Raw genomic sequence first — 24,970 nt, 5'->3', positions numbered from 1 at the left:
AGGGGCGTGACCGCGAGCAGCACCCGCCTCCCCCGTGTCCGCGCCTCCGAGCTCGTCGGGCGGGGGTGGCTCAACACCGGCGGGAAGGACGTGACGCTCGCCGACCTGCGCGGCAAGGTCGTCGTGCTGGACTTCTGGACCTTCTGCTGCATCAACTGCCTGCACCTGCTCGACGAGCTGCGCGAGGTCGAGGAGCGGTTCCGCGACGTGCTCGTCGTGGTCGGGGTGCACTCGCCGAAGTTCGTCCACGAGGCCGACCCGGTCGCGCTGGCAGCGGCCGTCGAGCGGTACGAGGTGCACCACCCGGTGCTGGACGACCCGGAGCTCGTCACGTGGTCGGCGTACACGGCACGCGCCTGGCCGACGCTCGTCGTGATCGACCCCGAGGGGTACGTCGTCGCGCAGATGGCCGGCGAGGGGCACCGGCACAACCTCGAGGTGCTGCTCGACGAGCTCGTCGCCGCGCACGACGCGAAGGGCACGCTGCACCGCGGCGACGGCCCGTACGTGCCGCCTGCGCCGACCGCCGGGACGCTGCGCTTCCCCGCGAAGGCCGTCACGCTGCCCGGCGGCTCGCTGCTCGTCGCGGACGCGGGGCACCACGCGCTGACCGAGGTCGCGGCCGACGGGGCGACGCTGCTGCGGCGGCTCGGGTCCGGCGAGCGCGGGCTCGTCGACGGCGGTCCGGACGACGCCCGGTTCAGCGAGCCGAACGGCCTGGCCCTCGTGCCGGACCACCTGCGGGACGCGCTCGGGTACGACGTCCTCGTCGCCGACACCGTCAACCACGCGCTGCGCGGCGTGCGGCTCGCCGACGGGCACGTCACGACGGTCGCGGGCACGGGCGAGCAGCTCATGGTCGGCGCGGCCGACAACGTGCGCGGCGGCGGCACGGGCGCCGGGTACGACGGGCCGGCGCTCGACGTGCGCCTGTCGTCGCCGTGGGACGTGGTGTGGTCCGACGCGCTCGGCGCGTTCCTCGTCGCGATGGCCGGCAACCACACGCTCTGGACCTTCGACGGGACGCGGCTGCGGCACGTCGCCGGGACCATGAACGAGGGCCTGCTCGACGGACCCGGCACGGACGCGTGGCTCGCCCAGCCGTCGGGGCTGTCGGTCGGACCCGACGGGCGCGTCTGGGTCGCCGACTCCGAGACGTCCGCGCTGCGCTGGCTCGACCCCGCCGACGGGACCCTGCACACCGCCGTCGGCGAGGGGCTGTTCGACTTCGGCCACCGCGACGGGCGCGCCGACCAGGCCCGCATGCAGCACCCGCTCGGCGTCGCCGCGCTGCCCGACGGGTCCGTCCTCGTCGCGGACACCTACAACGGCGCCGTGCGCCGCTACGTCCCGCCTGCCGACGGCGAGAGCGCCGGTGCCGGCGAGGTGACGACGGTCGCGCGCGACCTCGCGGAGCCGAGCGGGCTCGTCGTGCTGACCGGGGCTGCGGCGGGCGACGGAGGGCTCGACGTGCTCGTCGTCGAGTCCGCGGCGCACCGCGTCACGCGCGTCGCACTGCCCGCGGGTGCCGGCCAGGTCGTCGACGGCGGAGCGCACCGCACGCAGCGGCCCGTGACCGAGCTCGCGCCCGGCGACGTGCTGCTCGACGTCGTCTTCACGCCCGCCGCCGGGCAGAAGTACGACGACCGGTACGGCCCGTCGACGCGTCTGCAGGTGTCCTCGACGCCGCCCGGCCTGCTGCTCGACGGCGCGGGCGACGACGTCCCGCTCACGCGCGCGCTACGGCTCGACCCCGCCGTCGGCGCGGGCGTGCTGCACGTGACCGCGCACGCGGCGTCGTGCGACGCCGACCCCGCCGTCGAGTACCCCGCCTGCCACCTCAACGCGCAGGACTGGGGTGTGCCGGTGCGCGTCGTCGAGGGCGCGCCGACGACGCTCACGCTCCCCCTGCACGGCTGACGCCGCACCGAGGCACGGGTCAGGAGGCGCCCAGGACCGCGACGGCGACCAGCGCGTCGAGGGAGGTGTCGACGACCTCGCCCGTCGCGGCCGTCGCGGACACGCCGATCTCGACCACCCACGGGCCGTGCTCGACCACGGTCGTCGACGACTCGGCCTGCGTCACGTCGACAGGCGCCCCACCGCGCGCGACCGCGGAGGCCGGCCCGTCGGACGGGTCACCGGGACGGCGCATGAGGACGGCCCACCCGGCACCGCCGAGCGTCTCGGTGGCGGCGGCCGCCAGCGCACAGAGCCGCGGGACGATCCCCGACTGCGCGGCGACGATCGCGGCCGTGCCGGCCACGACGACACGCTCGGCGGTCACGGCCGGGTCGGCGGTCGTCGGTGCCGCAGCCCGCAGCGCGCGCGCCCGGGCCCGCTTGGCCCGGTACTGCGCCATGTCGGCCTGCCGGAACAGGTGCCGCGCGGACGTCGCACCGGTCACGGCCGTCGTCGCGATGCCGTAGGAGATCGCCGCGCCGTGCGGCAGCGGGAACTCGGCGACGGTCGCCGCGAGGACCTCGGCGACCTCGACACGACGCCGCCCGACCGTCACGAGGCAGAACTCGTCACCACCGATGCGCGCGGCGGTCGTGCCGGGCAGCGCGTCGGACGCCCGCCGCAGGACGTCCGCGACCGAGCGCAGCAGGTCGTCGCCGGTGTCGTGGCCGAGCTCGTCGTTCACGCGCTTGAGGCCGTCGACGTCGCACATGACGATGCACGTCTCCAGACCCGACTCGAGGGCGGCCTCCGCGGCGGAGTCCGCGACGCGGCGGTTCGCCAGGCCTGTCAGCGGGTCGTCGGCGACGAGGTGCCGCACCTGGCCCTCGAGGTCGACGCGCGCGATCGCTCCGCCCAGCAGCGCCCCGAGCACCTCGGCACGGGCGAGGTCGTCGACGCCGAACAGCGGCGACCCGAGCTCGCGCATCGCGTACAGCTGGCCCCAGACCGCACCCATGACGACGACGGGCGACGCGAGCGCCGACGCACCGTCGATCTCACGCAGCGTCTGCACCTCGATCGCGTCACCGGCACCGTCGTCGGAGCCCGTCACGGGCCGGCCGGCGACGTCCACGGCGTGCGCGACCCAGCTGACCCGGTCACGGATGAGCCGGCGCAGCGCGGGGCGGTCGTCGGCGCGGTACGACGCGCGCACGCGCCAGACGATGCGCGGGTCCGCCGGCTCCGGCACGACGCGGACCACGCGCGCGGTGTCCTGCTCGATGCGCAGCACGGCGAAGGAGCTCGCGCCCAGCATGTCGACGCCCGCGGACGCGGCGACCTCGACGACCTCGTCGAGGGTGCGGCACCGGTCCAGCCGGTGCGCGGCGGTCGCCAGACCTCGGACGCCGACGAGCGCCGCAGCAGACCGATGGTCCCTGCGGGTCCCCTCGGCGGTCCCCCGGCGCGTCACGCGCCCATCATCGTCCCTCGGACACCTGTCCGAACAGTTGAGGGCATGAGAGGTCCATGAGATCACCCCGCCCCCGCGTCGGATCGGCCCGCCGGCGGGTCCGGTGCGGCACCAATTGCCCCGATCGTGCTGAGCCGAACGGGTGAGGCGGACGCGACGCGCGTCGGCGCACCGCCGTCCCGGCGCCGAAACCATTCGCCGGGTTGTCGACGCCCGGCCGGCGCGACGACCCTGACCCCACCCTGCCCCCTGGCGGCTGCGCGACCCGGCGAGCCGCCGGCAGGAGGCGCCCCGCGGCGACGACGCCGCACGTCGGAAGGAGTCCCGCCATGTCCACCGTCACCGCCCTGCGACGCAGAGCCCTCGTGGGCGCCGCGATCGCCGGGCTCGCCGCCGCGACGCTCGTCGCGCTGCCGGCGTCGCGCGCCGAGGCCCACGGCGGCCTCACCTACCCGCAGACGCGCACGTACGCGTGCTACCTCGACGGGCTCGCGGGTGGGCAGGCCGCCGGCCAGGCGGGCAACATGCTGCCGACCAACCCGATCTGCCAGCAGGCGCTCGCGGCGAGCAGCTACCCGTTCTACAACTGGTACGGCAACCTGCTGGGCACGATCGCGGGGCAGCACCAGACGATCGCCGACGGCACGCTCTGCGCACCGGACCCGAAGTTCGCGGCGTTCAACACGCCGAGCACCCAGTGGCCCACGACGAAGCTGCAGTCGGGCGGGCGGATCACCTTCCAGTACGCGGCGACGGTGCCGCACCCCGGCTGGTGGACGCAGTGGATCACCAAGGACGGCTGGGACCCGAGCCAGCCGATCGGCTGGGACGACCTCGAGCCTGCGCCGTTCGACCGCGTGCTCAACCCGCCGACCCGCTCGGGCGGCCCGACGGGCCCCGAGTACTACTGGACCGCGCAGCTGCCGCAGAAGACCGGCCGGCACGTGATCCTGTCGATCTGGGAGCGCACCGACAGCCCCGAGTCGTTCTACAACTGCTCCGACGTGGTCTTCGACGGCGGCGGCACGACCGACCCCGGCGACCCGGGCGACCCCGGTGACCCGGCCGACACGACGGCGCCGACCGCACCCGGCACCCCGACCGCCGCAGCCGTGGACGGGACCACCGCGTCGCTGACCTGGGCGGCCTCGACCGACGCGGTGGGCGTCACGGGCTACACCGTGCACGACGCCGCGACGGGTGCCGTGCTCGCGCGGCCGACGTCCCCCGCGACGACCCTGTCGGGCCTCACCCCCGGCTCCTCGTACTCGGTGTACGTGACCGCGACCGACGCCGCGGGCAACGTGTCCGCACGGTCCACGACGCTCACGTTCAGCTCCGGGACGGTCCCCGTCGGGTCGTGCTCGGTGAAGTTCGACGTGTCCAACGCCTGGTCCGGCGGCTTCGTCGGCAACGTCACCATCTCCAACGAGTCGATGACGCCCGTGAACGGCTGGCAGCTGACCTGGACCTTCACGAAGGGCGAGAAGGTCACGCAGGCCTGGAACGGCACGGCCACGCAGTCCGGGGCCGTCGTCACCGCGCGCAGCGCCGCGTGGAACGGGACGATCGCGCACCACGGCGCGGTGACGTTCGGGTTCATGGGGTCGAGCAGCGGCGCACCGGGTCAGCCGACCGGGGTGGCGCTCAACGGGCTGCCCTGCGCGCTCGCCTGACGAGCGCCTCGCCGCGGGTCACGAGGGTCCGGTCGCCGCGGCGGCCGGGCCCTCGGCCGTGCTGGTCCGGTCGCCGCAGCGGCCGGGCCCTCGGCGGTGCTGGTCCGGTCGCCACCGCGGCCCGGACCTCGGCCGTGCTGGCGGTGCGCCTCGCGGGCGGGAGCCGGGGTCAGGCGCTCGCGGTGATCGCGCCGACGACGCGGACCTTCACGGCGACGCCGTCGACGGCCGGGGGCAGCGGGGTGGACCGCCCGCGCGCGGACACGTTGACCTGCAGCAGGTACCCGTCGCCGTCTGGTGTGATCCCGATCCCCCGCACGTCTGGTCGCCCGGCGAGGTCGGCGCGCAACCGTTCTTTCGCTGCACGCGCCTGCTCGAGATCCGCCATGCTGCACCGCTTCCCGCCGGCCCACGCCGACGTCGGGCTGCTCGCCGGGCAGGGTCAGGTGGCGAGCGTCGCACCGAGGGCGTCGAGCACAGCATCGATCGGGTTGAGATAGGTCAGCCCGGACCCATTCTCGCCTCCCGTCTCCGAACCCGCAAAGAGCAAGCCCAGGGCGACACCGTCCTCCCGGTACACGAGCGACCCCGAGTCGCCGCCGCGCGAGAACGCCGACGCACCCGTCGACTCGACCTCGATCTGCCCGTCGAACGCGATCTCGCCGAGCTCCTCGCCGTAGCCCACGACGACGTCGTCGAGCTCGATCGCGGTGACCTTGCCGTGCGTGACGGACGTGGTCCGGCCGATCTTCGCGACCTGCTCGTTGCCGACGGCCGGTGCGGTCGTCGTGACGAGCCCCACCGGGTAGCGCAGGTCGACCTCGGGGTCGTCGAGCAGCGCGACCGCGCAGTCGACAGTGGCCCGGCCGTGCGGTTCGAGCTCGACGCGGCCCGCGAGCTCGCCGACCTTGTCGCGCGAGGTGCGGCCGCCGTCGGCCGGTCCGGGCTGGAGGACCGGGTCGCCCATCCGGGCCGACGGCGTGCCCGACAGCACGTGGTAGTTGGACAGCGCGTGCATGCGCCCGTCGACGACGACGAACGCGCCGAGGGTCCCCGCCGACACCTTCGCGTGCGCGATCGAGACCCCCGGCCGCAGCGGCCGCACGCGACCGGTCTCGCCGAGCGAGCGGGCCGTCACGACGGGCGGACGCAGGGTGATCGACGGACCGCCGCCAGGTCCCGCGAGCGTGCGGATCCGACCCGTGCGCCGCACGTCGGCGGCCGGCCCGACCTGCTCCGCGACCTTGCGCGCGATGCTCCGCACCGCCGGGAGGCCCAGCCGGTAGCGCACGGCGACGCCGTACCCGCCGTCGGCCAGCGGGGCGAGCCCCAGCCCGACCAAGGCCCCGGCGGGCACGTCCTGGACCTGCACGCGTCGCTGCGCGAGCTCCCGCACGTAGTCGCTGACCTGCGCCTTGACCTCGCGCGCCTCGCGCTCGTCCATCGATCCCATCGACCCCCCTGCCGATCACCGCCCGGTGACGTCCGGGTGCTTGGCGGCCAGTCTGCCGCGTCGTACCGACACCCGCCGGGCGACGTCCGCGGTCGTGACGAGTCACGCGCCGACCGGCCTGCGGCACCGGGACCGCAGCTGCCAGGGGACGGGCCTGACGGGTCAGCCGCGCGGGGGGAAGATGCCCTGCAGCGCGATGATGAAGGTGAGCACCAGGTAGGGCGGCAGGTTGTCGTGCGGCTGGCCGCCGCCGGTGACGGCCAGCGCGCCGGGGCTCATCGTCAGCGCGCCGGGGCCGCTCCCGTAGAGCTCCTCGGTGACCCGGCCGATGCGGCTCGTCGCCCACGCCGCACCCGACGGGTTGCCGGTCGTGCCGCGCGTGCCGTCGGGCAGGGTCGCGACGGTGTGGCCGTGCAGGGGCATCTCGGACTCGAGCAGCGTGACCGTCGACGACCCGAGCTCCTCACCCAGCGCGACGGGCTGCAGGCCCGGCCCCTGACCGTGGTGCACCGGGCTGCGCCCCTGCAGGTCGGGCAGCCCGAACGTGCTCCTGCCGTCGCCGCCGTAGGTGGTGCCGAGCAGCGAGAACAGGGCGGTGTTCTGGGAGATGGGCAGGATCTGCCCGTTGCACAGGGCCCACCCCTTGGGGGCGAAGTTCCCGGCGAACATCCGGATCTCGGCGACGAACGGATCAGCCATGGGTCAGTCCCTGCTGGGGAAGATGCCGACCAGCGCGATGACGGCCTGGAGGGCGGCGTACGGGGGCATGTTGGGGTGCGGCTGCGAGCCGCCGGCGTTCGCGACCAGCCCGTCCGCCATGACGGCCTGGGGCGTCGGTCCGTAGTGCGGGGCGTCGGTGGCGGCCCAGCGGGCACCGCCCGGGAGCGCCCGGTCGCCGGCGGACGCGGCACGCACCGCGTGCGTGTGCGGGGGGAGCTCGCCCACGGTCAGCGTGTGCGTCTCGGCGCCGCCCACCTGGCCGAGGGTGAACCCCGGGCCGACGTGCATCGGGACGCGTCCGCGCAGGTCCGGCAGCGCGAAGTTCACGCGCCCGTCGCCGCCGTACTGGGTGCCGAGCAGCGAGAACAGCGCCTGGTTCTGGTTGATCGGCAGGAGCTGGCCGTTGCACTGCGCCCAGCCGCGGGGCGGGTAGCCGAACGCCGTGAGGCGGATCTCGGCGAGGAAGGGTTCCGACATGGCGTGTCCTCAGTCCTGCTGGGGGTAGAGGCCGAAGAGCGAGATGATGAACGACACCGCGAGCACGGGGTGCCGGTTCTCGTGCGGCTGCGAGCCGCCCGCCGGACCGACCGCGTCGGCCGCGAGCGCGGTGCTCGGCGCGACCGACGGCGGGACGAACGCGGGTGCCGTCGACGCCGCCCACACGGCGCCGGCGGGTGACGTACCCGTCGCGGCGGCGACCGACGCCTGCGGGCGGTGCGTGTGCTGCGGGATCTGCTGCGTCGACAGCGTCACGGTCTCGACGCCGCCCGTCTCGCCGAGCACGTACGTCGTCGTCGAGCGCGTCCCGCGCCCGACGTGCAGCGGCGAGCGCCCACGCAGGTCGGGCAGCGCGAACGTGTTCTCGCCGTCGCCGCCGTACGTCGTGCCGAGCAGGGTGAAGAGCGTGTCGTTCTCGGAGATCGGCACGAGGCTGCCGTCGCAGAACGCCCAGCCCGCAGGGGCGAAGTTCCCGGCGAACATGCGGATCTCGCCGATGTACGGCGTGGACATCAGGTCTCCGTCCCGGCGTCGGCGGCGGGGCCGCGCGTGCCGTCGGTCGTCGGGTGGGTCAGGTCGGTGGGGTCGGCGTCGGCGGGGTCGGCTCCGGCAGGGTCGGCGCCGGCGGGTTGGGCTCCGGCAGGGTCGTCGTCGGGGACGACGAACGTCGCGACGAGCAGCGCGCCGTCGGGGTGCGCGGCGCTCGGGACGGCGAGCAGCGTCTGAGGGCCCGCGAGAGGCAGGTCGAGCACGACCGTCTCCTGACCGGTGCCGGCCGGGGCCAGGAACGTGACGTCCCACGACGCCCAGCCTGCCGAGGTCCGGCGGTCCGAGCAGGACCGCACGGTCCACGTGCCGTGCGGACCGACGGGGACGACGGCGCCCACGGCGGCACGCCAGTCGGACCAGGTGGCGACGGTCACGGGCGGGCCTCCAGCTGCACGTCGAGCACGGTCCCGGCGGTCGGCGAGGGGGCCTCGGCGTCGTCGACCGGGACGAACCCGAGCCTCGCGTAGAGGGCGGCCGCGCGCACGTTCGTCGCCCGGACGTGCAGCCGCACGGTCGCACCGGCCGCGTGGGCGTCGGCGAGCACGCCGCGGAGCACCGCGGTGCCGGTCCCCCGGCCCTGGTGGTCCGGGTGCACGGCGACGTCGAGGACGTGCACGACGCCGGCCTCGCGCCGCGCGGTGACCAGGCGGCCGACGGGGACGCCGTCGACCTCGACGACCGCGTCGCCGGTCGCCGTCGCCGCGAACGCGGCCTCACGTGCGGCGTGCTGCCCCCGCAGGAACGCTGCCGTCGTCGCGTCGTCCCAGCCGAACCCGGCGACCTCGTCGGCGCGCGTCGCGGCGTAGAGGTCGGCCACGAACGCGGTGTCGGCGGGCGACGTGCGGCGCAGGGTGAGCACGGCCGGTCCTCCCCGGAGACCCACTAGACGGTCCGGTCGACGACGGCCTCGAGGTCCGTGCCGTCGGGGCCGACCGGTCCGACGAACAGGACGAGGTCGCCGTCGTCGTGCGAGAGCGTGCGGATCGCGCCGGGCAGGTCCTGCGTCGACGCCGCGCGGAACGTCAGGGCGAACGCGTCGGCCGTCGGCGCGGCACCCGCGGGTCCCGTCACCGCGGCCAGCGTGAGGACGTGGGTCGTGCCGTCGGCGTCGGTGCGGAACCGGCTGCCCACGAGCGCCCGCATCGCGGCGAGCTCGAGCGGGAGGGTGCGGCGCGACAGCGGGACGCCGACCGCGACGGCGACGGCCCCCACCGCCACGGCCCCGGCGCCACCGGCGAGGACGGCGCGGCGCGAGACGGTGCGGCGCTGGAGCACGGCGTCCTCCTGTCGGGCGGGACGTGCCGGGGGCCTCGAGGGCAGGTCGGCACGGTGGTCAGGGGTGTGCGCGACGGGGGTGCGGAAGGTCGCGCGGCGTCGTGAGCCTACGAGGTTTCACCCCCGCCGCCGGGCCCTCGCAGCGGGTGAATCCTTCTACGCTGACCCGGTGCCGCACCGCGCTGACCTGCGATTTCACCGATTCGTCGCCATTGCGGCGGTCCTGGCGGGTGGTTTGTCGGGGTCGGTCCTGGCCGCCCCTGCCGCCGTCGCCGCGCCGACGCCGCTCGTCGTCACGACGACCGCCGACGCGTCCGTCGACGGGACGTGCTCCGACGCGACCCCGGCGACCCTGTCGCTGCGCGAGGCGCTGTGCCAGGCGCAGTCGCTGACGGACGCCTCGGTGACCCTCCCGGGCGGCGTCGTCACCCTCACCGCCGGTGCGCTCGTCTACGCGCCCACGTCGGGCGGACGGACGCTGACCGTCACGGGCGCGGGTCGGGACGCCACGCGGATCGACGCGCACGGCGCGTCGCGCGTGCTCGACCTCGACCCGCTCGGCGTGGGGCGCGTCGACGTCACCGTCAGCGGGCTCACGCTCACGGGCGGCCGCCCGACGCTCGCGGACCCGTGGTGGGGCGGCGGTGCGATCGTCGCCGGCTCGGCGGTCCCCGGTGCGCCCGACTCCCTCACGCTGAGCTCGTGCCGCGTCACCGGCAGCACGAACGTGCCCGCCGGCGTCTCCGACCAGGGCGCGGTCGGCGGCGGGGTGCAGATGAGCGGCGGGTCGCTCACGGTCCGCGACTGCCTGCTCGACGGCAGCACCGCGACCGACGCGGCCGGCGGCGCGATCGGCTTCGTCGGCGTCGACCCGGACGACACGGTCGTCGTCGAGCGGTCGCGGTTCGAGCTCAACACCTCCGTGGGCGCGCTCGGCGCGGGCGTCACGGGCGGCGGTGGGCTGTTCGTCGCGGGCGACGTCGACGTGACCGTCACCGGCTCGACGTTCCTGGGCAACCGGGTGACGACCACGTCGGGTGCGTCGGCGCAGGGCTCCGCGGTCCTCGTCGAGTCCGGCACCGCGACCATCACCGGCTCGACCGTCTACGGCAACGTCGTGACCGCCGCCGCCGGGACGCCGTCGTCGTTCGGCGCGCTCGTCCTGGCGCGCGGGCAGGTCACCGCGTCCCGCCTCGCGGGCAACGGCACCACCGTCGGCGGCAGCTCCACGCGCGACGCCGTGCGGGGCGGCGCGACCGTGCCGGGCAACTGGTGGGGGTGCGTCGACCCGGCCGCCGGGACGGGGTGCGACACGGCGCCCGACGCAGCGACTCTGGCGCCGTTCGCGCGCCTCGCGCTCGCCGCGTCCCCGACGATCGACCTGCCCGGCCGCACGTCGGCGATCAGCGCCGCCGTGACGATGTCCGACGGATCGGCGGTGCCCGCCGCACTGGCCGCGGTGCTCGCCGACGTGCCGCTCGGCTGGTCCACGAGCGCGGGCTCGCTCGCCGGGTCCGACGCGACGCTGGGGTCCGACTCGGCCGCGGGCACGACCCTGACGATCGCCGCGGGCGACCCGCGCGTGTCGCTCACCGTCGACGGATCCACGGCGGGGACGACCGTCACGACCGCCGTGCCGGCGAGCATCACCGCGAGCCCGACCGGCGCGAGCGTCGTCGAGGGCGCGACCGCGACGTTCGGCGTCGCCGCGTCCGGCACGCCCGGACCCACCGTGCAGTGGCGCACCGCGGCCCCCGGTTCCTCGACCTGGGCCGACGTCCCCGGCGCGACCGGCACGACGCTCGCCGTCCCCGGCACGACGCGCGCCATGGACGGCACCCGGTACGTCGCCGTCGTGCAGAACGGCTACGGCGCACCTGTCACGTCCCTCGCCGCGACCCTCGACGTGCGGTGGGGTGCCGAGACGACGGCCGACCCCGCCGACGTCACGGTCGTCGCAGGCCAGGACGCGGTCTTCACGAGCGAGGCCGCCGGCAAGCCGCAGCCGGCGACCACCTGGGAGCGGTCGACCGACGGCACGACGTGGGCGCCCGTCCCGTCCGCGACGGGCACGACCCTCACGCTGCCCACGGTCGCCGCGACCGACGACGGCCTGCGCGTGCGGGCGGTGCACACCGGCGAGACCGTCGCCCGGTCCACCGCCGCACGCCTCACCGTGCAGACCCCGCCGACCCTCTCCCCCGTCGCCGGCGTGACCGTCGCCGACGGCGGCACCGCGCAGCTCACGACCGTCGTCGGCGGGTCGCCCGCGCCGGCGGTCCGCTGGCAGCGGCTCGTCGACGGGACGTGGACCGACGTGCCCGGCGGCGTCGGCGCGACGCTGTCCGTGGCCGTCGACCCCACCTTCGACGGGGCCCGGTACCGGGCCGTCGCGACGTCCGTCCTCGTCACCGGGACCGTGTCGGTCACGAGCAGCGAGGCCGTCCTCGACGTGCGGTACGGGCCGGTCGTCGACGTCCACCCGCTGCCCGTCACCGCTCTCGCCGGCGGGACCGCGCTGCTCACCGCCGCAGCGCACGGCAACCCCGCCCCGAGCGTGCAGTGGCAGACGTCCGCCGACGGCACGACGTGGACCGACGTGCCCGGTGCGACCGGCGTGTTCTACTCGCGTCTCCTGACCGCGTCCGACGACGGCCTCCAGGTGCGCGCGCGGTTCACCGGCCACGGCGCGGTGGAGACCGCCGCCGCGACGCTGACCGTCCAGACGCGACCGACGCTGGCGCCCGTGGCCGACGTGACCGTCGCCGACGGTGCCACCGCGCAGCTCACCACCGTCGTCGGCGGGTCGCCCGCACCGGCGGTCCGCTGGCAGCGGCTCGTCGACGGCACGTGGACCGACGTGCCCGGCGCCGCCGGAGCGACGCTGTCCGTCGTCGCCGACCCGTCCCTCGACGGCGCCCGCTACCGGGCCGTCGCGACGTCCGTGCTGGTCGACGGCACGTCCACCGCGACCAGCACCGAGGCCGTCCTGCACGTGCTGCACGGGCCCGTCGTCGACGTCCACCCCGTCGCCGTGACCGGGGTCGTCGGCGGCAGCGCGCTGTTCACCGCGGCCGCGCACGGCAACCCGACGCCCACCGTCCAGTGGCAGACGTCGACCGACGGCACCACGTGGACCGACGCGCCCGGCGCGACCGACGTCTTCTGGACGCGCCTGCTGTCCCCGTCCGACGACGGCCTGCAGGTGCGCGCCCGCTTCACCGGTCACGGCGTCACCGACACGCACCCGGCCACGCTCACCGTCCAGGACGCGCCGACCGTCACCGACCCCGCCGCGACGACCGTCGACGCCGGCGGGACCGCCACGTTCACGGTCGTCGTCTCCGGCCTGCCCGCACCGACGGTGCAGTGGCAGACGTCGGCCGACGGCAGCACGTGGACCGACGTCGCGGGCGCGACCGGCACGACGTACACCGTCACGGCGACCGACGCCCTCCACGGGTCGTCGTACCGCGCCGTCGCGGCCAACGTGCGCGGCACCGCGACGTCCGCCGCCGCGACGCTGGGCGTCCGCACGCCGCCGGCCGTGAGCTCCCCGGCCGACGTCGTCACGCGCCCCGGCGAGGACGCCACGTTCACGGTGACCGTCTCGGGCCGTCCCGCGCCGGACGTCACCTGGGAGACCTCGACCGACGGCACCGCCTGGACGCCCGTCGCGGGTGCCGTCGGCACCACGCTCACGGTCACGGCCGACGCCGCCGACGACGGGCTGCTCGCCCGTGCGGTCGCGACGTCGACCCTCGGCAGCGGTCCGGCGACCGTGCGCAGCGCCCCCGCGACGCTCACCGTCGTGCCCGACCCCGTCGAGGTCGCCGGGCCGAGCGTCGGCGCGACCGTCGCGTCCGTCGCCGGGACCCCCACGACCGTCACGTTCGTCGTCCTCGGGTCGGGCCTGCAGGGCCGGTGGGAGGAGTCGCGCGACGGCGGCGCCACGTGGGCGCCCGTCGGACCGTCCGTCGTGACCAGAACGATCACGGGCGTCGCCGCCGTCCGGTCGCTGCGATCCGCCGCCGCACCCGCCACGCGCACCGCGTTCACCGCGACGTTCACGCCCACTCGCGCCGACGACGGGATGCAGCTGCGGCTCGTCGTCGTCGACGCCGCGGGCGAGACCGTCCTGCGGCCCGTGACCGTCTCCGTCGCTGCGGCCCCGACCCCGTCGCCGGGCGCCACGCCCGGGGGGACCGGGACGGGCCCCGGCACTGGCGCGTCCGCGGGTGGCTCGCGTGGGACCGGCACCGGTGGAACGGTCGCCGGCGGGCGGCTCTCGAGCACCGGCAGCACCGTCGCCCCGATCGCGGCGGCTGCGGGGCTGCTGGTTCTGCTGGGCGCGGCAGGTGCGCTGCTCGGCAGGCGTCGCCGCGCCTGACGGGCCGTCGGGTCTGCCGCGTCGCGCCCACCGTCGCCGTTCCTCGCGGGGCGCACTGCCTGACGTGTCGCGTCAGTCGTCGTCCGCGCGACGCCCGACCGGCCGGGCGTCGTCAGGCGGCGCGCCCACGACCGCGACCGGCCTCGCGTCGTAGGGCTCGGCCGTCACGTCGGCGCGTCGGACGCGGTCGAGGCGGAACCAGCGCACGTCGTCGCGCGTGCGGCACCATGCCGCGAGGTACCAGCGGCCGTGCGTGCGCGTGAGGACGATCGGCTCGACGCGACGGTGCGACGCGTCACCGGCGACCGTCGCGTACTCGATCGCGAGGACCCGCTCGCGGGACAGCGCGTCCTCGACGGCCCGGAGCACGCCGGGCGAGGCAACAGCCGCGACGCGAGGCGCGGACGACCGGGCCGGCGAGCCCTGCGCGCCGCCGTCGGACGACCCGCCCGGCGCGTCCGGCGCCCTGCCGTCGGACGACCCGGTCGGCATGCCCCGCACACCGCCGTCGGACGGCCCGGCCGGCGAACCCTGCGCACCGCCGTCGGACGACCCGCCCGACATGCCCTGCGCCCCGCCGTCGGAGGGCCCGGACGCCCCGCTCTGCGTGCCCGCGCGTCGCGACCATCCCACGCGCGCAGCGGCGTCGGCCGACGCCGCGTCGGGTCGCGTCCACACCCGCTGCGAGAGCGCCTGCGCGCGGGCCCGGTCGGCCGCGGGCATCGCGTCGAGCACCTTGTCGCGCGCCGTCCGGGCGTCGACGCCGAACGGGCTGCCGGGCGGCAGCGCGTCGACCGCGAGCGCGAGCGCCACCGCCTGCGCGGGCGTGAGGGCGACGGGCGGCAGCGTCGCGCCGACGAGCACGTAGCCGCCGCCCGCTCCGGCCTGCGCGACGACCGGCAGGCCGGCCTGCTGGAGCGCGCTGACGTCGCGCTTGACGGTGCGCGTCGTGACCTCGAACAGCCGCGCCAGACGCGCGCTCGTGGTGCCGCGCGGGCCGACGCGGCGCAGCTCCTCGGCCATCGCGTACAGGCGGTCGGTGCGGTTCACGAGCGGGCTCCCGGGGTCGTCGTCGGACCTCCCATGATGGTGACACGAAGGTGACATGCCGGTGTCACCGACGTCGCGGGACGCTGGTGCCATGACCACCACGCACCTGATCCTCGTCCCCGGTTCCTGGCTCGGCGGATGGGCCTGGGACGACGTCCTGCCCGGGCTGCGCGACGCCGGGCTCGTCCCGCACCCCGTCACGCTCCCGGGCCTCGACCCGTCCGACGACGCGTCGACCGTGACGCGCGCCGATCATGTCCAGGCCGTCGTCGAGCTCGTCGACCGGATCGCCGACGACGACGACGTCGTGCTCGTCGGCCACTCGGGCGGCGGCGCCGTCGTCGGGGAGGTCGTCGACCGGCGGCCCGACCGCGTCCGCCGTGCCGTCTACGTCGACAGCGGTCCGCTCGAGGACGGCAACGCGCTCGTCCCGGACCTGCCCGCCGACTCGGCGGGCCAGGCGTTCCCGTCGTGGGAGGAGCTCGCGGACGGCGGGTCGAGCCTCGAGGGCCTCGACGACGCCGCGCTCGAGCGGCTCCGGGAGCGGGCGCTCCCGCACCCCGCCGGCGTCGCACGCGCCGCCGTGCACGTGAGCGACGAACGCCGGTTCGCCGTCCCCGTGACCGCGATCTGCACGAGCCTGCCGTCGGAGGTGCTGCTGACGATGGTCGACGGCGGCCCGCCCCTGCACACCGAGATGGGCCGGTACGACGTCACGTACGTCGACCTGCCGACCGGGCACTGGCCGATGTTCAGCCGTCCCGACGACCTCGCCGCCGCCCTGGTCGACGCCGCGCGAGCCTGACCCTCGGTCCGGGTCTGGGACGCGCGCCCGGTCGGACGCTGCACCACCTGCACCTCGGGAGCGCCCCGCTCCGCTCGGCCCGCCTGTCAGCGCGAGCCCGACACCAGTCCGAAGGTCAGGCGGCCGGAGCCCCCTGCCCATGTCCGCGCAGCGCGACGCCCCGGCGACCGTCGGGTCACCGGGGCGTCGTGGCTGTCCGGGCGGGAGTGCCGCCGGGGTCAGGCGCCCGCGGGGGGCGCCGGAGGCGCCTGCGGGGGCTGCTGCTGCTGGACGGGCTGCACCGGGGTCTGCTGCACCGGCTGGACCGGCTGCTGGACCACGGGCTGCGCGACGGGCTGGGCCGTCCCGACCGTGCGGTGGTCGACGACCTCACGGTGCGACGTGTTGCTGCGCTGCGCGTTGATGATGAGCGACAGGATCAGCGCGAGCACGCCCGCGCCGATGCAGATGTAGCCGATCATCGTCAGGTCGATGGCGTCGATGCTGTCCCGGACGCCGAACGCGAGGATCGCGCCGATGACGATCAGGGCGATGCCGCCTCCGATACCCATGCGTGGCTCCTTCCGTCCCGTCGAACTCCCGTGTGGGACGCCCGCCGAATCTCGTCGATCTGGGCGGCGCTCGACTCTTGACAGAGGAGTTTGGCGCGGGTAGTGGAACACCGCATCCGGAGGCGGCATCGTCACCCGGTCAGGTCACCCGGTCACCTCGTCCGTCAGCCCAGGACCTCCGGGTACACCACGTCGGCCCGGCCCAGCACGTGCTGCGCGAGGAACGCCTCGACCACCTGGTACCAGACGACCGCGTGCTGCGGGCTCAGGATCCAGTGGTTCTCGTCGGGGAAGTAGAGGAACCGGTGCGGTGTGCGGCCCTCGTCGTCCGCCGGCAGACCGGACCGCGACACCAGCTCGTACCAGAGCCGCAGACCCTCGCCGATCGGTACCCGGTAGTCCTTGTCGCCGTGCACCACCAGCATGGGCGTCACGATCTTGTCGACGAACCGGTGCGGGGAGTTGTCGAGCGCCATCTCGGCGGTCATCTCGCGCTCCCAGTAGTACGCCGCGTCCGTCGTCGGGCCGAACTGGTCCAGCGCCCACAGGCTCGCGTGCGTGACAATCGCCTGGAACCGGTCCGTGTGCCCCGCGACCCAGTTCGCCATGTAGCCGCCGAACGAGCCACCCATCGCCGCCGTGCGGGACGCGTCGACGTCGTCGCGCGCCTCCGCCACGTCGGTGATCGCCATCAGGTCCGTGAACGGCGCCTCGCCCCACGACCCCCACCCGGCCTGGATGAAGTCCTGCCCGTAGCCCGTCGACAGCGCCGGGTCCGGCAGCAGCACCGCGTACCCCTGCGCGACGAGCAACCACGGGTTCCACCGCCACGACCACGTGTTCCACGACCCCAACGGGCCGCCGTGGATCCACAGCAGCAGGGGTGCCGGGGTCTCGGCGCTCGCGCCGTCGGGCAGCGCGAGCCACGCGCGCACACGTCGCCCGTCCCCGACGGTCGTCTCGACCTCGGTCAGGGTGCCCGGGACGCTCGGCGTCGCGACGGGCCCGACGAGCGGCGTCGCCGGGACCGGCGCACCCGTCTCGACCGCCGCCGCCAGGTCGATGCGGACCGGGTGCGCGGGCGCCTCGTACGACGAGCGCAGCGCGTACGCCGTCCGCCCGTCCGGGCTGACCTGCACGTCGGTGAACACCGCGTCGTCCGCCGTCACCCGCGTCACCGCACCCGACGCGAGGTCCACGCGGAACACCGGCCCGCGGCCGTCGTCGTCCGCGAGCACGAGCAGCGCGTCCGAGCCCGGCAGCCACACCGGGTCGTGCGGCCAGCGGTCCCAGCCCTCCGTGAGCGGGCGCGGGTCGCCGCCGGCCAGCGGGACGACCTGCAGCGAGACGTGCGGCGCCTGGTGCGGCGTCGACACCGTCTCGCGCGTGAACACGACCCACCGGCCGTCGGGCGACACGACCGGCCCGTACACGTCCGCGCCGTCGTCGGCCACGAGCGTGCGCCGCTCGCCGCTCGCCACGTCGATCGCGACGACCTCGCTGCGCTGGTCGCCGCGCGCGAGGTACCGGGTCCACCCCGTCACGACCGTGCGGCCGTCCGGCGTGATCGCGGCCGACTGCTCGACGAGCGCCGCACGCGCGTCGGGCGTGGCGTCGCGCAGCGTGAGCCGCGGGTCGCGGTCGCCGGCGAGCGGCGTCACGACGTCCGCCGACAGGTCCGCCGTGAACAGGTGCGGCGCGTCCGGGCCCAGGTCGTGGTCCCAGTACCGGATCGGGTACGCGTCGTGCAGGATCGCCGCGATCTTCTTGTCCTTGCGGGCCTTGCGCAGCTTCTCGTCGGTCTCCGCGTCCGGCGCCGACGGCAGCACGTCGCTGCTCACCAGCACCACCGACGCGTCCTTCGCCGTCCGCACCCCGCCGACACCCGCCGCCCGGTCCGCGACCACGCGGGCCTCCGCGTAGTCCGCGGGCAGCAGCCACAGCGCCGGGACGGGGTCGTCGTCCCCGTCCTTCGCGTCGGGGTCCGGGCGCGCGCTCGTGAAGAGCAGGTCGCCCGACGCCGTGAACGCGGCGCTGGCCTCGCCCTTCGCGCTGCGGGTCAGGCGCCGGGCGGGCTTCTCGCCCGACGGGTCGACCTCCCACAGCGCCGTCACGTACTTGGTCCGCTTGGTGTCGAGCGTGGCCACGGCCGTCACCAGCCGCGTGCCGTCCGGCGAGAGCACCAACCCGGACACCCGCGGGATCCCGACGTACGCGTCGAGATCGTGGAACGGCGTCGCCGCCGACGCACCGTCCCCGGCGTCACCACTCCCCGCGCCTCCGGCCGCCGGTCCGCCACCGCCGCCGCCGGTCGTCTGCTGGTCGAGGGTCTCGTCCGCACCGCCGCCGGCGCCGCTGTCAGTCGTCATCGTCACCGCCCCGTCCTATCACGCCCACCTGACCAGGCTCTCCCATCGACCCGGTCCTGGTGACCGGACCGGCCGCGGAAGCGGTGCTCATCGCCGGGTCGCCGAGACCGACGTGGTCGTCGACCCGGTCCTGGTGACCGGACCGGACGCGGAAGCGGTGCTCATCGCCGGGTCGCCGGTCCGCCCAGACCCGACGTGGTCGTCGACCCGGGGCTCGTGACCGGAAATGCTGACGACGCGGTACCCAGGACCGGGTCGCCGGTCGCATGCGAGCGATGCGGCCACCGTCCTGACCAGAGCCCGGGACGCGCCGAGGTCGGCGGCCGTGAACCGCAGCAGGCGCACCCGCCCCGTCGCCAGCAGCGCGTTCTGCCGACGACGGTCGCGCAGGAGCGCCTCGGGCGCTTCGTGCACGTCGCGGCCGTCGATCTCGGCCAGAAGCCACCCGCCGTCCCGCAGACGCCAGCCGAGATCCGCGCGGCCGAGGAACGTCCCGTCCGCGGAGCGGACGACGACCTGGAGGTCGTCCGGCGGCAGTCCCGCAGCGATGCAGTCCAAGCGAGCGAAGGTCTCCAGCGGTGACTCGGCACGCGGGTCGACGAGGTCCCAGACGTCTCGCACGGATGCTGCGCCTCGTCGGCGCTCGACCAGTCGGCGCACGTCGGACAACCCGTGCGCCGGCAGCAGCCCTCGTCGCAGGACGTCGTCGAGGACGGCGACGGCGTGACGTGCGCCCAGCTGAGGGACCGCCTGCGCGAGCGCCCATGGCAGCCGGGCGACATTCCCCGCCCCGTACCTGCTGACAGGGAAGGGAAGGGGGTCACCGAAGCATCGGACGGTGATGCCGTCACGATCGCGGAGATGACGTCCGCCCGGGAGCGCCACCTCCGGTCGGACGACCGCCGGCAGTCCGGCGACGCCATGCAGCACGAGCGCCGCGCCACCCACCGCGATCGCCTCAGGACCGAAGGCGAGGAGCCCGAGCCACGCGCTCTCCTGACGTCGCTCGTCGATCGAACGCCTGCGCCCGGGCTCGACGTCGTACACCGACCACGTGCGGCGCGACCATCGACCCGATGAGACGAGCCGCGAGCGTCGGCTTCCGCCGATCCCTGCGAGCGACGCCTGCGCGGCCGAGACGAGCCCGCCCTGACGCCGAGCGAGCGTGAGCAGCGACAGCGGGACGTCGGACCTGGCTGGCATGCGCCGACCTCACCGCGTCCGATCACTGCGGGTCTCGCTTTGCGACCGGACCTGTGGACGCGCACGACTCACCTGACGCCTGTGCACGTCTCGATGCCGCGATCCACCGGCCGCTACCCCGCGGACCCGGGTCTCGTTACCGCTAGGTGCACCTTTGCGGTACCCAGACCCGGGTCGGACTGCTGCCGAGAGCGAGGACGCCGGCGGCCGGAGGGCCGCCCGGCCGGCCGGCGGGGGTTGTCAGGCGCCGGCCGGGCGGGCGGGCGGCGCCTCAGGAGCGGTAGACCTGGACGACCGACGGGCGGGGGCCGCCCCAGCGGCCGCCGGACAGGGAGCCCGGAGACACGTAGTCGGGGAAGTAGGACTGCTGGGCCGCCCACGTCCCGTCCTCGCCCGGGTGCTGGACGGCGACGTAGACCATCTCGTCGCGGTCACGGACGACCGGGCCGCAGGTCTCGGCGCCGCGCGGCACGGCCAGGAACTGCTGGACGCGGCCGCGCTCACGGCCCTCGAGCGGCACCTTGAACAGGCCGTCGCAGTACCCGATGGTGCCGGGCTGCCCGTCGGTCGAGATCCACAGGTTGCCCGACGAGTCGAACGCGACGTTGTCGGGGCAGGAGATCGGCGACACCTTCTCGGGCGGGAAGCCCGCGAAGTACGTCCCGGTCGTCGTCGCGGGGTCGCCGCAGAGCAGCAGGATGCTCCAGCCGAACGTGAGCGACCGCGGGTCGTTCCCGGCCTCGGTGAGCTCGACGACGTGCCCGTGCCGGTTCGTGACGCGCGGGTTCGGCTCGGTCGCGCCCTCCTTGCCGGCGGCGCCGCGGTCGGTGTTGTTGGTGCACGCGACGTACACGCGCCCGGTCACGGGGTTGGGCTCGACGTCCTCGGGGCGGTCCATCTTGGTCGCGCCGACGGCGTCGGCGGCGAGCCGCGTGAAGACCAGGACCTCCTCCGTCGTGAAGCCCGGCACCTGCGACACCCCGTCGAGCACGAGCGGGATCCACTGGCCCGTCCCGTCGAACGCCCCGTCGGACGGCAGCGCGCCGGTCCCGGTGATCTCGGAGACGGGCGAGTCGCCGAGGAACCGCGCGACGTACAGGTTGCCCGCGGTGAGGAGGCGCTTGTTCGCGTCGCGGTGCCGCCGGCCCTCCCGGTAGCGGTCCTTCGAGACGAACTTGTACAGGTAGTCGAACCGCTCGTCGTCGCCCATGTACGCGGCGACGTGGCCGGACCGCCCGACGATGACGTTCGCACCCTCGTGCTTGAACCGGCCGAGCGCGGTGTGCTTGACGGGTGGCGCGGTCGGGTCCTCGGGGTCGACCTCGACGATCCAGCCGAAGCGGTGCGGCTCGTTCTCGTAGCCGGGGTTGCGCGCGTCGAAGCGCGGGTCCACGTCCTCCCAGCCGCGCGTCGTCGCCTTGTCCGCGAACCCGTACCGCTTGTCGGCCGCCGACGTCCCCGCGGTGCGGAAGTACTGGTTGACGTTCTCCTCGCCCGACAGGACCGTGCCCCACGGGGTCGTGCCGCCCGCGCAGTTGTTGAGCGTGCCGCGCGGCGTGGTGCCGGCCGGGTCGGCGACGGTCCGCAGCAGCGCGGAGCCCGCCGCCGGGCCGGAGAACGTGAACGGCGTCGACGCGGTGATCCGCCGGTTGGCGCGCGCGCCGACCTGGTACGTCCACGGCTTGCCCTTGCGCTCGCGGTACAGGCCGACGACGGACAGGCCGTGCGACGCCATCGCGACGCGGCGCTGCCGGTCCAGCTCCTCGGGCGTCGTCGCGGGCGGGAACATGATGCTCTCGTTCGTGTACTCGTGGTTCACCACGAGCACACCCGAGCGGCCGTCGCGGTCCTCGAGGACGTCGACGTAGTCGCAGTTGTAGCCGAACAGCCGCTCCGCGACCTCGGGCGTGACCGTCGCGGGGTCGAACCGGTCGCGCGACGACAGCAGCGGGTCGCCCCACCGCACGAGGGGACGCCACTGGTACCCCGACGGGACGGTGAACGCGTCGGTCGCGGCGGGGACGGGGGCGATCGGGGTGAAGCCCAGGCGTCCGCGTGGCCCGCCCCCCGGTCCGTGCGCGGCGGCCGGCGTCGCGTCGCCGAGGACGGGCGCGATCGCAACGGCCGCACCGGCCACGACGGCGCCCGCGAGGACGGCGCGTCGGCTCAGCGCGGCGTCGACGACGTCGCGGAAGTACGGGTTGTCGGTGGTGTTCGGGACGGGCTGCGCGCACGCGTCCCCGCACTTGAGGTGGCACGTCACGGGCGAGCGCTTGCCCGACGTGTGGCCCGCCATCGGCAGGAACGGCAGGAGCGCGCGGCGGGAGGGGGTGGGTCCGGGACGGTCGTCGGTGGTCGTCATGCGCGGGCCTCTCGGAGGGCGTCGGGCGGGGGCGACGACAGCCAACAACCCGGAGGATCCCGACGAACCGCCGCCCGGTGAGCGACCGGTGAACACCCGGCGAACGTTCCCGCCCTCACCCGCTGGGCTCCCGACCACCGCGACCCGGGTCTCGGTACCGGAACTGGACGTCGACCGGTCACGACGCCCGGGTCGCCGACCGGACGTGCGGTGGTGGCGGTGAGCGTGCTGACAGCCCGGCGCTCGGGTCGAGGGTCAGGTGGTGGGCGTGCCCGCGTCGCGCTCGTCCGCGCGGCGGGCGGCGCGCGCGTCGACCTGGTGGGCGTCGCGCTCGGCGAGGCCCGCGAGCATGGCGTTGTACTCGTCGAGCTCGACGTCGCCCTCGCGGTCGACCTTCCGGTCCCGGCGACGCGCGGTCCGTTCGTCGTCGCGCGCCCATGCGAACCCGACGCCGATCGCGAGCGCGAGCGTCGGGATCTCGCCGATGCCCCAGGTGATCGCGCCGCCGATCTGCTGGTCGGCGAGCGCGCTCGGCCCCCACGGGCGGCCCATGAGCCCGAACCAGTCGGCGACCAGCAGCGTCTCCCCCGAGACCAGCGCGACGCCGAAGAACGCGTGGAACGCCATGGTCGCGAAGAGCAGCAGGAGCCGCTGCGGGTACGGGAGCCGGCGCGGGCCGGGGTCGATCCCGACGAGCGCATTGACGAACAGGTACCCGGCGAGCGTGAAGTGCACGACCATCGCGAGGTGCCCGACCGGGGACCGCAGCGACCACTCGAACAGACCGGTGTAGTAGAACGCGATCATCGAGCCGACGAAGTTCACGGCCGCGACCACGGGGTGCGCGAGGAACGACCCGACGCGGCTGTGCACCAGCACGAGGATCCACTCGCGTGGGCCGCGGGAGACGTCGTCGCGCAGCCGCGTCGAGCGGACGGGCAGGGCGCGCAGCGCGAGCGTCACGGGCGCGGACAGCGCGAGGAAGATCGGCACGACCATCGCGAGCACCATGTGCTGCACCATGTGCGCGCTGAACAGCACGTGGCCGTAGAGCGCAGGCCCGCCCGACGTCGTCCAGCCGAACAGCAGCATCCCCGCGGTCCACGACGCGGTGCGCGCCCACGACCACGTGTCGCCGCGCCGACGCAGCCGCAGCACCCACCGCCAGTAGACGACGAGACCGGCGACGGCGGCCGACGCGAGCAGCAGGTCCCAGCGCCACTCGGTGAGCCAGCGCAGGCCGGCCGGCTCGGGCGGGAGGGGGTGGCCCGTGAGGCGGTACGCGGGTGACGGGTCGACGGGCGGCTCCTCGGGCACGGGCGGCGCGGTCGAGCCGAGGGCGACGGCGACGCCCGACACGGCACCCATGACGGCGAGCTCGACGAGCACGAGCCGCCAGAAGAGCGCACTGCTCGCACGTCGCGCGGCGTCGACGGAGGCAGCAGCGGTTCCTGTCGTGCCGCGTGCGCTGGACGACCCGCCGGCCGACGGGGCGCGGGCGGAGGAGGCGGTCGAGGAGGTGACGCGCGCGGCGCCGGACGTCGAGCTCGCGGCGGGCGACGCGGTCGACGACGATCCGTCGGACGACGCACCGGCGGCCGACGACCCCGTCGTCGCCGGACCGCCCGAGAGCGCGTCGACGCGCGGCGCGACCGCCGCACCGCCCGTCAGGCGCGGGATGACGGCACGCCGGTGCGCGAGGCCCAGGAGCCCGAGCACCCCGAACAGCGCGACCTTCGCGAGCAGCAGCACCCCGTAGGTCGTCGTGAGGTCGGACCAGCCGTCGGTCCGCAGCAGGCCGTTGACCAGGCCCGAGACGGCGACGGCGACGAAGCACCACCCGGCGATGACGGAGTACCGCGCGACGGACGCGGACAGGTCGGTGCCGACCCACCGGACGACGACGGCGAGCGCGGCGAGCGCCCCGATCCAGACGGCGGCGCCGACGAGGTGCACGACCATCGACGACGTCGCGAGGTCGTGCCCGGACGCCCCCGCGGCGTGGCCCGTCTGCGCCTGCTGGTAGAGCGCGACGAGGACGACGACGGCGGTCCACGCGGCGCCGGTGGGCGTCGCGACGACGAGCGACAGCGCGGTGACGACGGCGGCCGCGGTGGTGACGAGCAGGAGCGTGCGGCCGAGGTCGATCTGCGTGACGAAGACGCCGAGCTCCTGCCCGAACTGCGCGGAGTCGACGGGCCGCCCGGCGACGTTCGCGTACGTGAGGACGAGGTGCACGAGCGACGCGACGGTCCACACACCGCCGGCCCATGCGGCGACGACGAGGCTGCGCGGGTACGCCCGGCCGTCGGCGCGACCGGGTGCGACGCGCACGTCGGCGGCGAGCACGGGCTGCCGACGCGGCAGGACGCCGATCGCGAGGACCAGCGCCCCGAGGGCGACGGCCCCGGCCAGCTCGGTGAGCGTCTCCGCGACGGGCAACCCCCACCGGACGGCGGCGCCGGGGTCGGCGAGGACGCGCGGCGCGACGGCGCCGGAGAACGCGACGCCCGCGACGACGGCCACGACCGCCGACGCGACGAGCACGACGACCCGCGCGGCCCCCGGCAGCGCAGCCCAGCGGGCACCTCTCTCAGGACGCGGCGACGCTCCCCCGCCGGCGCGCGACGACGCGACGGACCCACCGGTCGGGCCGGGGGTCCGTGCGTCGCCGCGCACCGGGGTGGTCATCT

Annotated in this window: 19 protein-coding genes; 4 read left to right on the top strand and 15 right to left on the bottom strand. The window is 75.6% G+C overall.

The genetic code is table 11. The features are described from left to right. The first annotated feature begins 6 nt into the window (after window positions 1-6). Window positions 7-1,920, top strand: a complete 1,914-nt coding sequence (locus GXP71_RS17805; RefSeq protein WP_162353751.1) for an NHL domain-containing thioredoxin family protein — start codon at window positions 7-9, stop codon at window positions 1,918-1,920. Window positions 1,921-1,939: 19 nt separating this feature from the next. On the opposite strand, the gene GXP71_RS17800 is transcribed toward GXP71_RS17805, so the two are convergent. Next, window positions 1,940-3,376, bottom strand: a complete 1,437-nt coding sequence (locus tag GXP71_RS17800; protein WP_162353750.1) for a diguanylate cyclase — start codon at window positions 3,374-3,376, stop codon at window positions 1,940-1,942. Window positions 3,377-3,705: 329 nt separating this feature from the next. On the opposite strand from GXP71_RS17800, the gene GXP71_RS17795 reads away from it, so the two are divergent. After that, window positions 3,706-5,052: a lytic polysaccharide monooxygenase gene (locus GXP71_RS17795; protein WP_162353749.1), complete on the top strand. Its 1,347-nt coding sequence runs from the start codon at window positions 3,706-3,708 to the stop codon at window positions 5,050-5,052. A gap of 169 nt (window positions 5,053-5,221) precedes the next feature. Here GXP71_RS17795 and GXP71_RS17790 read toward each other — a convergent pair whose 3' ends face one another. The 8 genes from GXP71_RS17790 to GXP71_RS17755 all read right to left on the bottom strand — a co-directional run bounded on the left by GXP71_RS17790 (window position 5,222) and on the right by GXP71_RS17755 (window position 9,547). Beyond that, window positions 5,222-5,440, bottom strand: coding sequence for a hypothetical protein (locus GXP71_RS17790; RefSeq protein WP_124343756.1), 219 nt, complete (start codon window positions 5,438-5,440; stop codon window positions 5,222-5,224). Window positions 5,441-5,494: 54 nt separating this feature from the next. Further along, window positions 5,495-6,505 carry a hypothetical protein gene (locus GXP71_RS17785; RefSeq protein ID WP_162353748.1) on the bottom strand — a complete coding sequence of 337 codons (1,011 nt, stop codon included), beginning with the start codon at window positions 6,503-6,505 and terminating at the stop codon, window positions 5,495-5,497. Between the two features lie 162 nt (window positions 6,506-6,667). Continuing rightward, on the bottom strand, window positions 6,668-7,204 hold the full coding sequence (locus GXP71_RS17780) for a phage tail protein (protein WP_162353747.1): 537 nt from the start codon (window positions 7,202-7,204) through the stop codon (window positions 6,668-6,670). A gap of 3 nt (window positions 7,205-7,207) precedes the next feature. Next, window positions 7,208-7,702 carry a phage tail protein gene (locus tag GXP71_RS17775; protein ID WP_162353746.1) on the bottom strand — a complete coding sequence of 165 codons (495 nt, stop codon included), beginning with the start codon at window positions 7,700-7,702 and terminating at the stop codon, window positions 7,208-7,210. Window positions 7,703-7,711: 9 nt separating this feature from the next. Further along, complete coding sequence (locus tag GXP71_RS17770) at window positions 7,712-8,236, bottom strand: phage tail protein (protein ID WP_162353745.1); 525 nt, start codon at window positions 8,234-8,236, stop codon at window positions 7,712-7,714. Further along, window positions 8,236-8,646: a hypothetical protein gene (locus GXP71_RS17765; protein WP_162353744.1), complete on the bottom strand. Its 411-nt coding sequence runs from the start codon at window positions 8,644-8,646 to the stop codon at window positions 8,236-8,238. Before GXP71_RS17765 ends, GXP71_RS17770 begins: the two co-directional genes overlap by 1 nt. Next, on the bottom strand, window positions 8,643-9,131 hold the full coding sequence (locus GXP71_RS17760) for a GNAT family N-acetyltransferase (RefSeq protein WP_162353743.1): 489 nt from the start codon (window positions 9,129-9,131) through the stop codon (window positions 8,643-8,645). The genes GXP71_RS17765 and GXP71_RS17760 overlap by 4 nt, the downstream gene beginning before the upstream one ends. Before the next feature lie 23 nt (window positions 9,132-9,154). Then, window positions 9,155-9,547, bottom strand: coding sequence for a hypothetical protein (locus GXP71_RS17755; protein WP_162353742.1), 393 nt, complete (start codon window positions 9,545-9,547; stop codon window positions 9,155-9,157). 235 nt (window positions 9,548-9,782) lie between these two features. Between GXP71_RS17755 and GXP71_RS17750 the strand changes: the two genes are divergently transcribed. After that, a complete protein-coding gene (locus GXP71_RS17750; protein ID WP_162353741.1) occupies window positions 9,783-13,937 on the top strand; it encodes an immunoglobulin domain-containing protein in 4,155 nt (1,384 codons plus the stop codon). Between the two features lie 72 nt (window positions 13,938-14,009). Here the strand turns inward: GXP71_RS17750 and GXP71_RS17745 are convergent, their stop codons facing one another. Then, complete coding sequence (locus tag GXP71_RS17745) at window positions 14,010-14,987, bottom strand: YafY family protein (RefSeq protein ID WP_238402485.1); 978 nt, start codon at window positions 14,985-14,987, stop codon at window positions 14,010-14,012. Window positions 14,988-15,078: 91 nt separating this feature from the next. Between GXP71_RS17745 and GXP71_RS17740 the strand changes: the two genes are divergently transcribed. Then, window positions 15,079-15,792, top strand: coding sequence for an alpha/beta fold hydrolase (locus GXP71_RS17740; protein WP_162353740.1), 714 nt, complete (start codon window positions 15,079-15,081; stop codon window positions 15,790-15,792). Window positions 15,793-16,010: 218 nt separating this feature from the next. Here the strand turns inward: GXP71_RS17740 and GXP71_RS20455 are convergent, their stop codons facing one another. From GXP71_RS20455 to GXP71_RS17715, 5 genes are all read right to left on the bottom strand, one after another. Then, window positions 16,011-16,343 (bottom strand): DUF6458 family protein, encoded by a 333-nt coding sequence (locus GXP71_RS20455; protein ID WP_238402484.1) that lies wholly within the window; start codon window positions 16,341-16,343, stop codon window positions 16,011-16,013. A 164-nt stretch (window positions 16,344-16,507) separates the two neighbouring features. After that, entirely contained in the window at window positions 16,508-18,712 is a 2,205-nt protein-coding gene (locus GXP71_RS17730; protein ID WP_162353739.1) for a S9 family peptidase, read from the bottom strand. 87 nt (window positions 18,713-18,799) lie between these two features. Then, a complete protein-coding gene (locus GXP71_RS17725; RefSeq protein WP_162353738.1) occupies window positions 18,800-19,915 on the bottom strand; it encodes a type IV toxin-antitoxin system AbiEi family antitoxin domain-containing protein in 1,116 nt (371 codons plus the stop codon). A 271-nt stretch (window positions 19,916-20,186) separates the two neighbouring features. Beyond that, complete coding sequence (locus GXP71_RS17720) at window positions 20,187-22,277, bottom strand: PhoX family phosphatase (RefSeq protein ID WP_162353737.1); 2,091 nt, start codon at window positions 22,275-22,277, stop codon at window positions 20,187-20,189. A 255-nt stretch (window positions 22,278-22,532) separates the two neighbouring features. Then, window positions 22,533-24,968 (bottom strand): cytochrome c oxidase assembly protein, encoded by a 2,436-nt coding sequence (locus GXP71_RS17715; RefSeq protein ID WP_238402483.1) that lies wholly within the window; start codon window positions 24,966-24,968, stop codon window positions 22,533-22,535. Between the last annotated feature and the right edge of the window lie 2 nt (window positions 24,969-24,970).

Source organism: Cellulomonas sp. H30R-01, assembly GCF_010119915.1.
Taxonomy (GTDB): domain Bacteria; phylum Actinomycetota; class Actinomycetes; order Actinomycetales; family Cellulomonadaceae; genus Cellulomonas; species Cellulomonas algicola.
The sequence above is the reverse complement of the archived record's forward strand: the minus strand, read 5'-3'. Positions and strand labels throughout refer to the sequence as shown.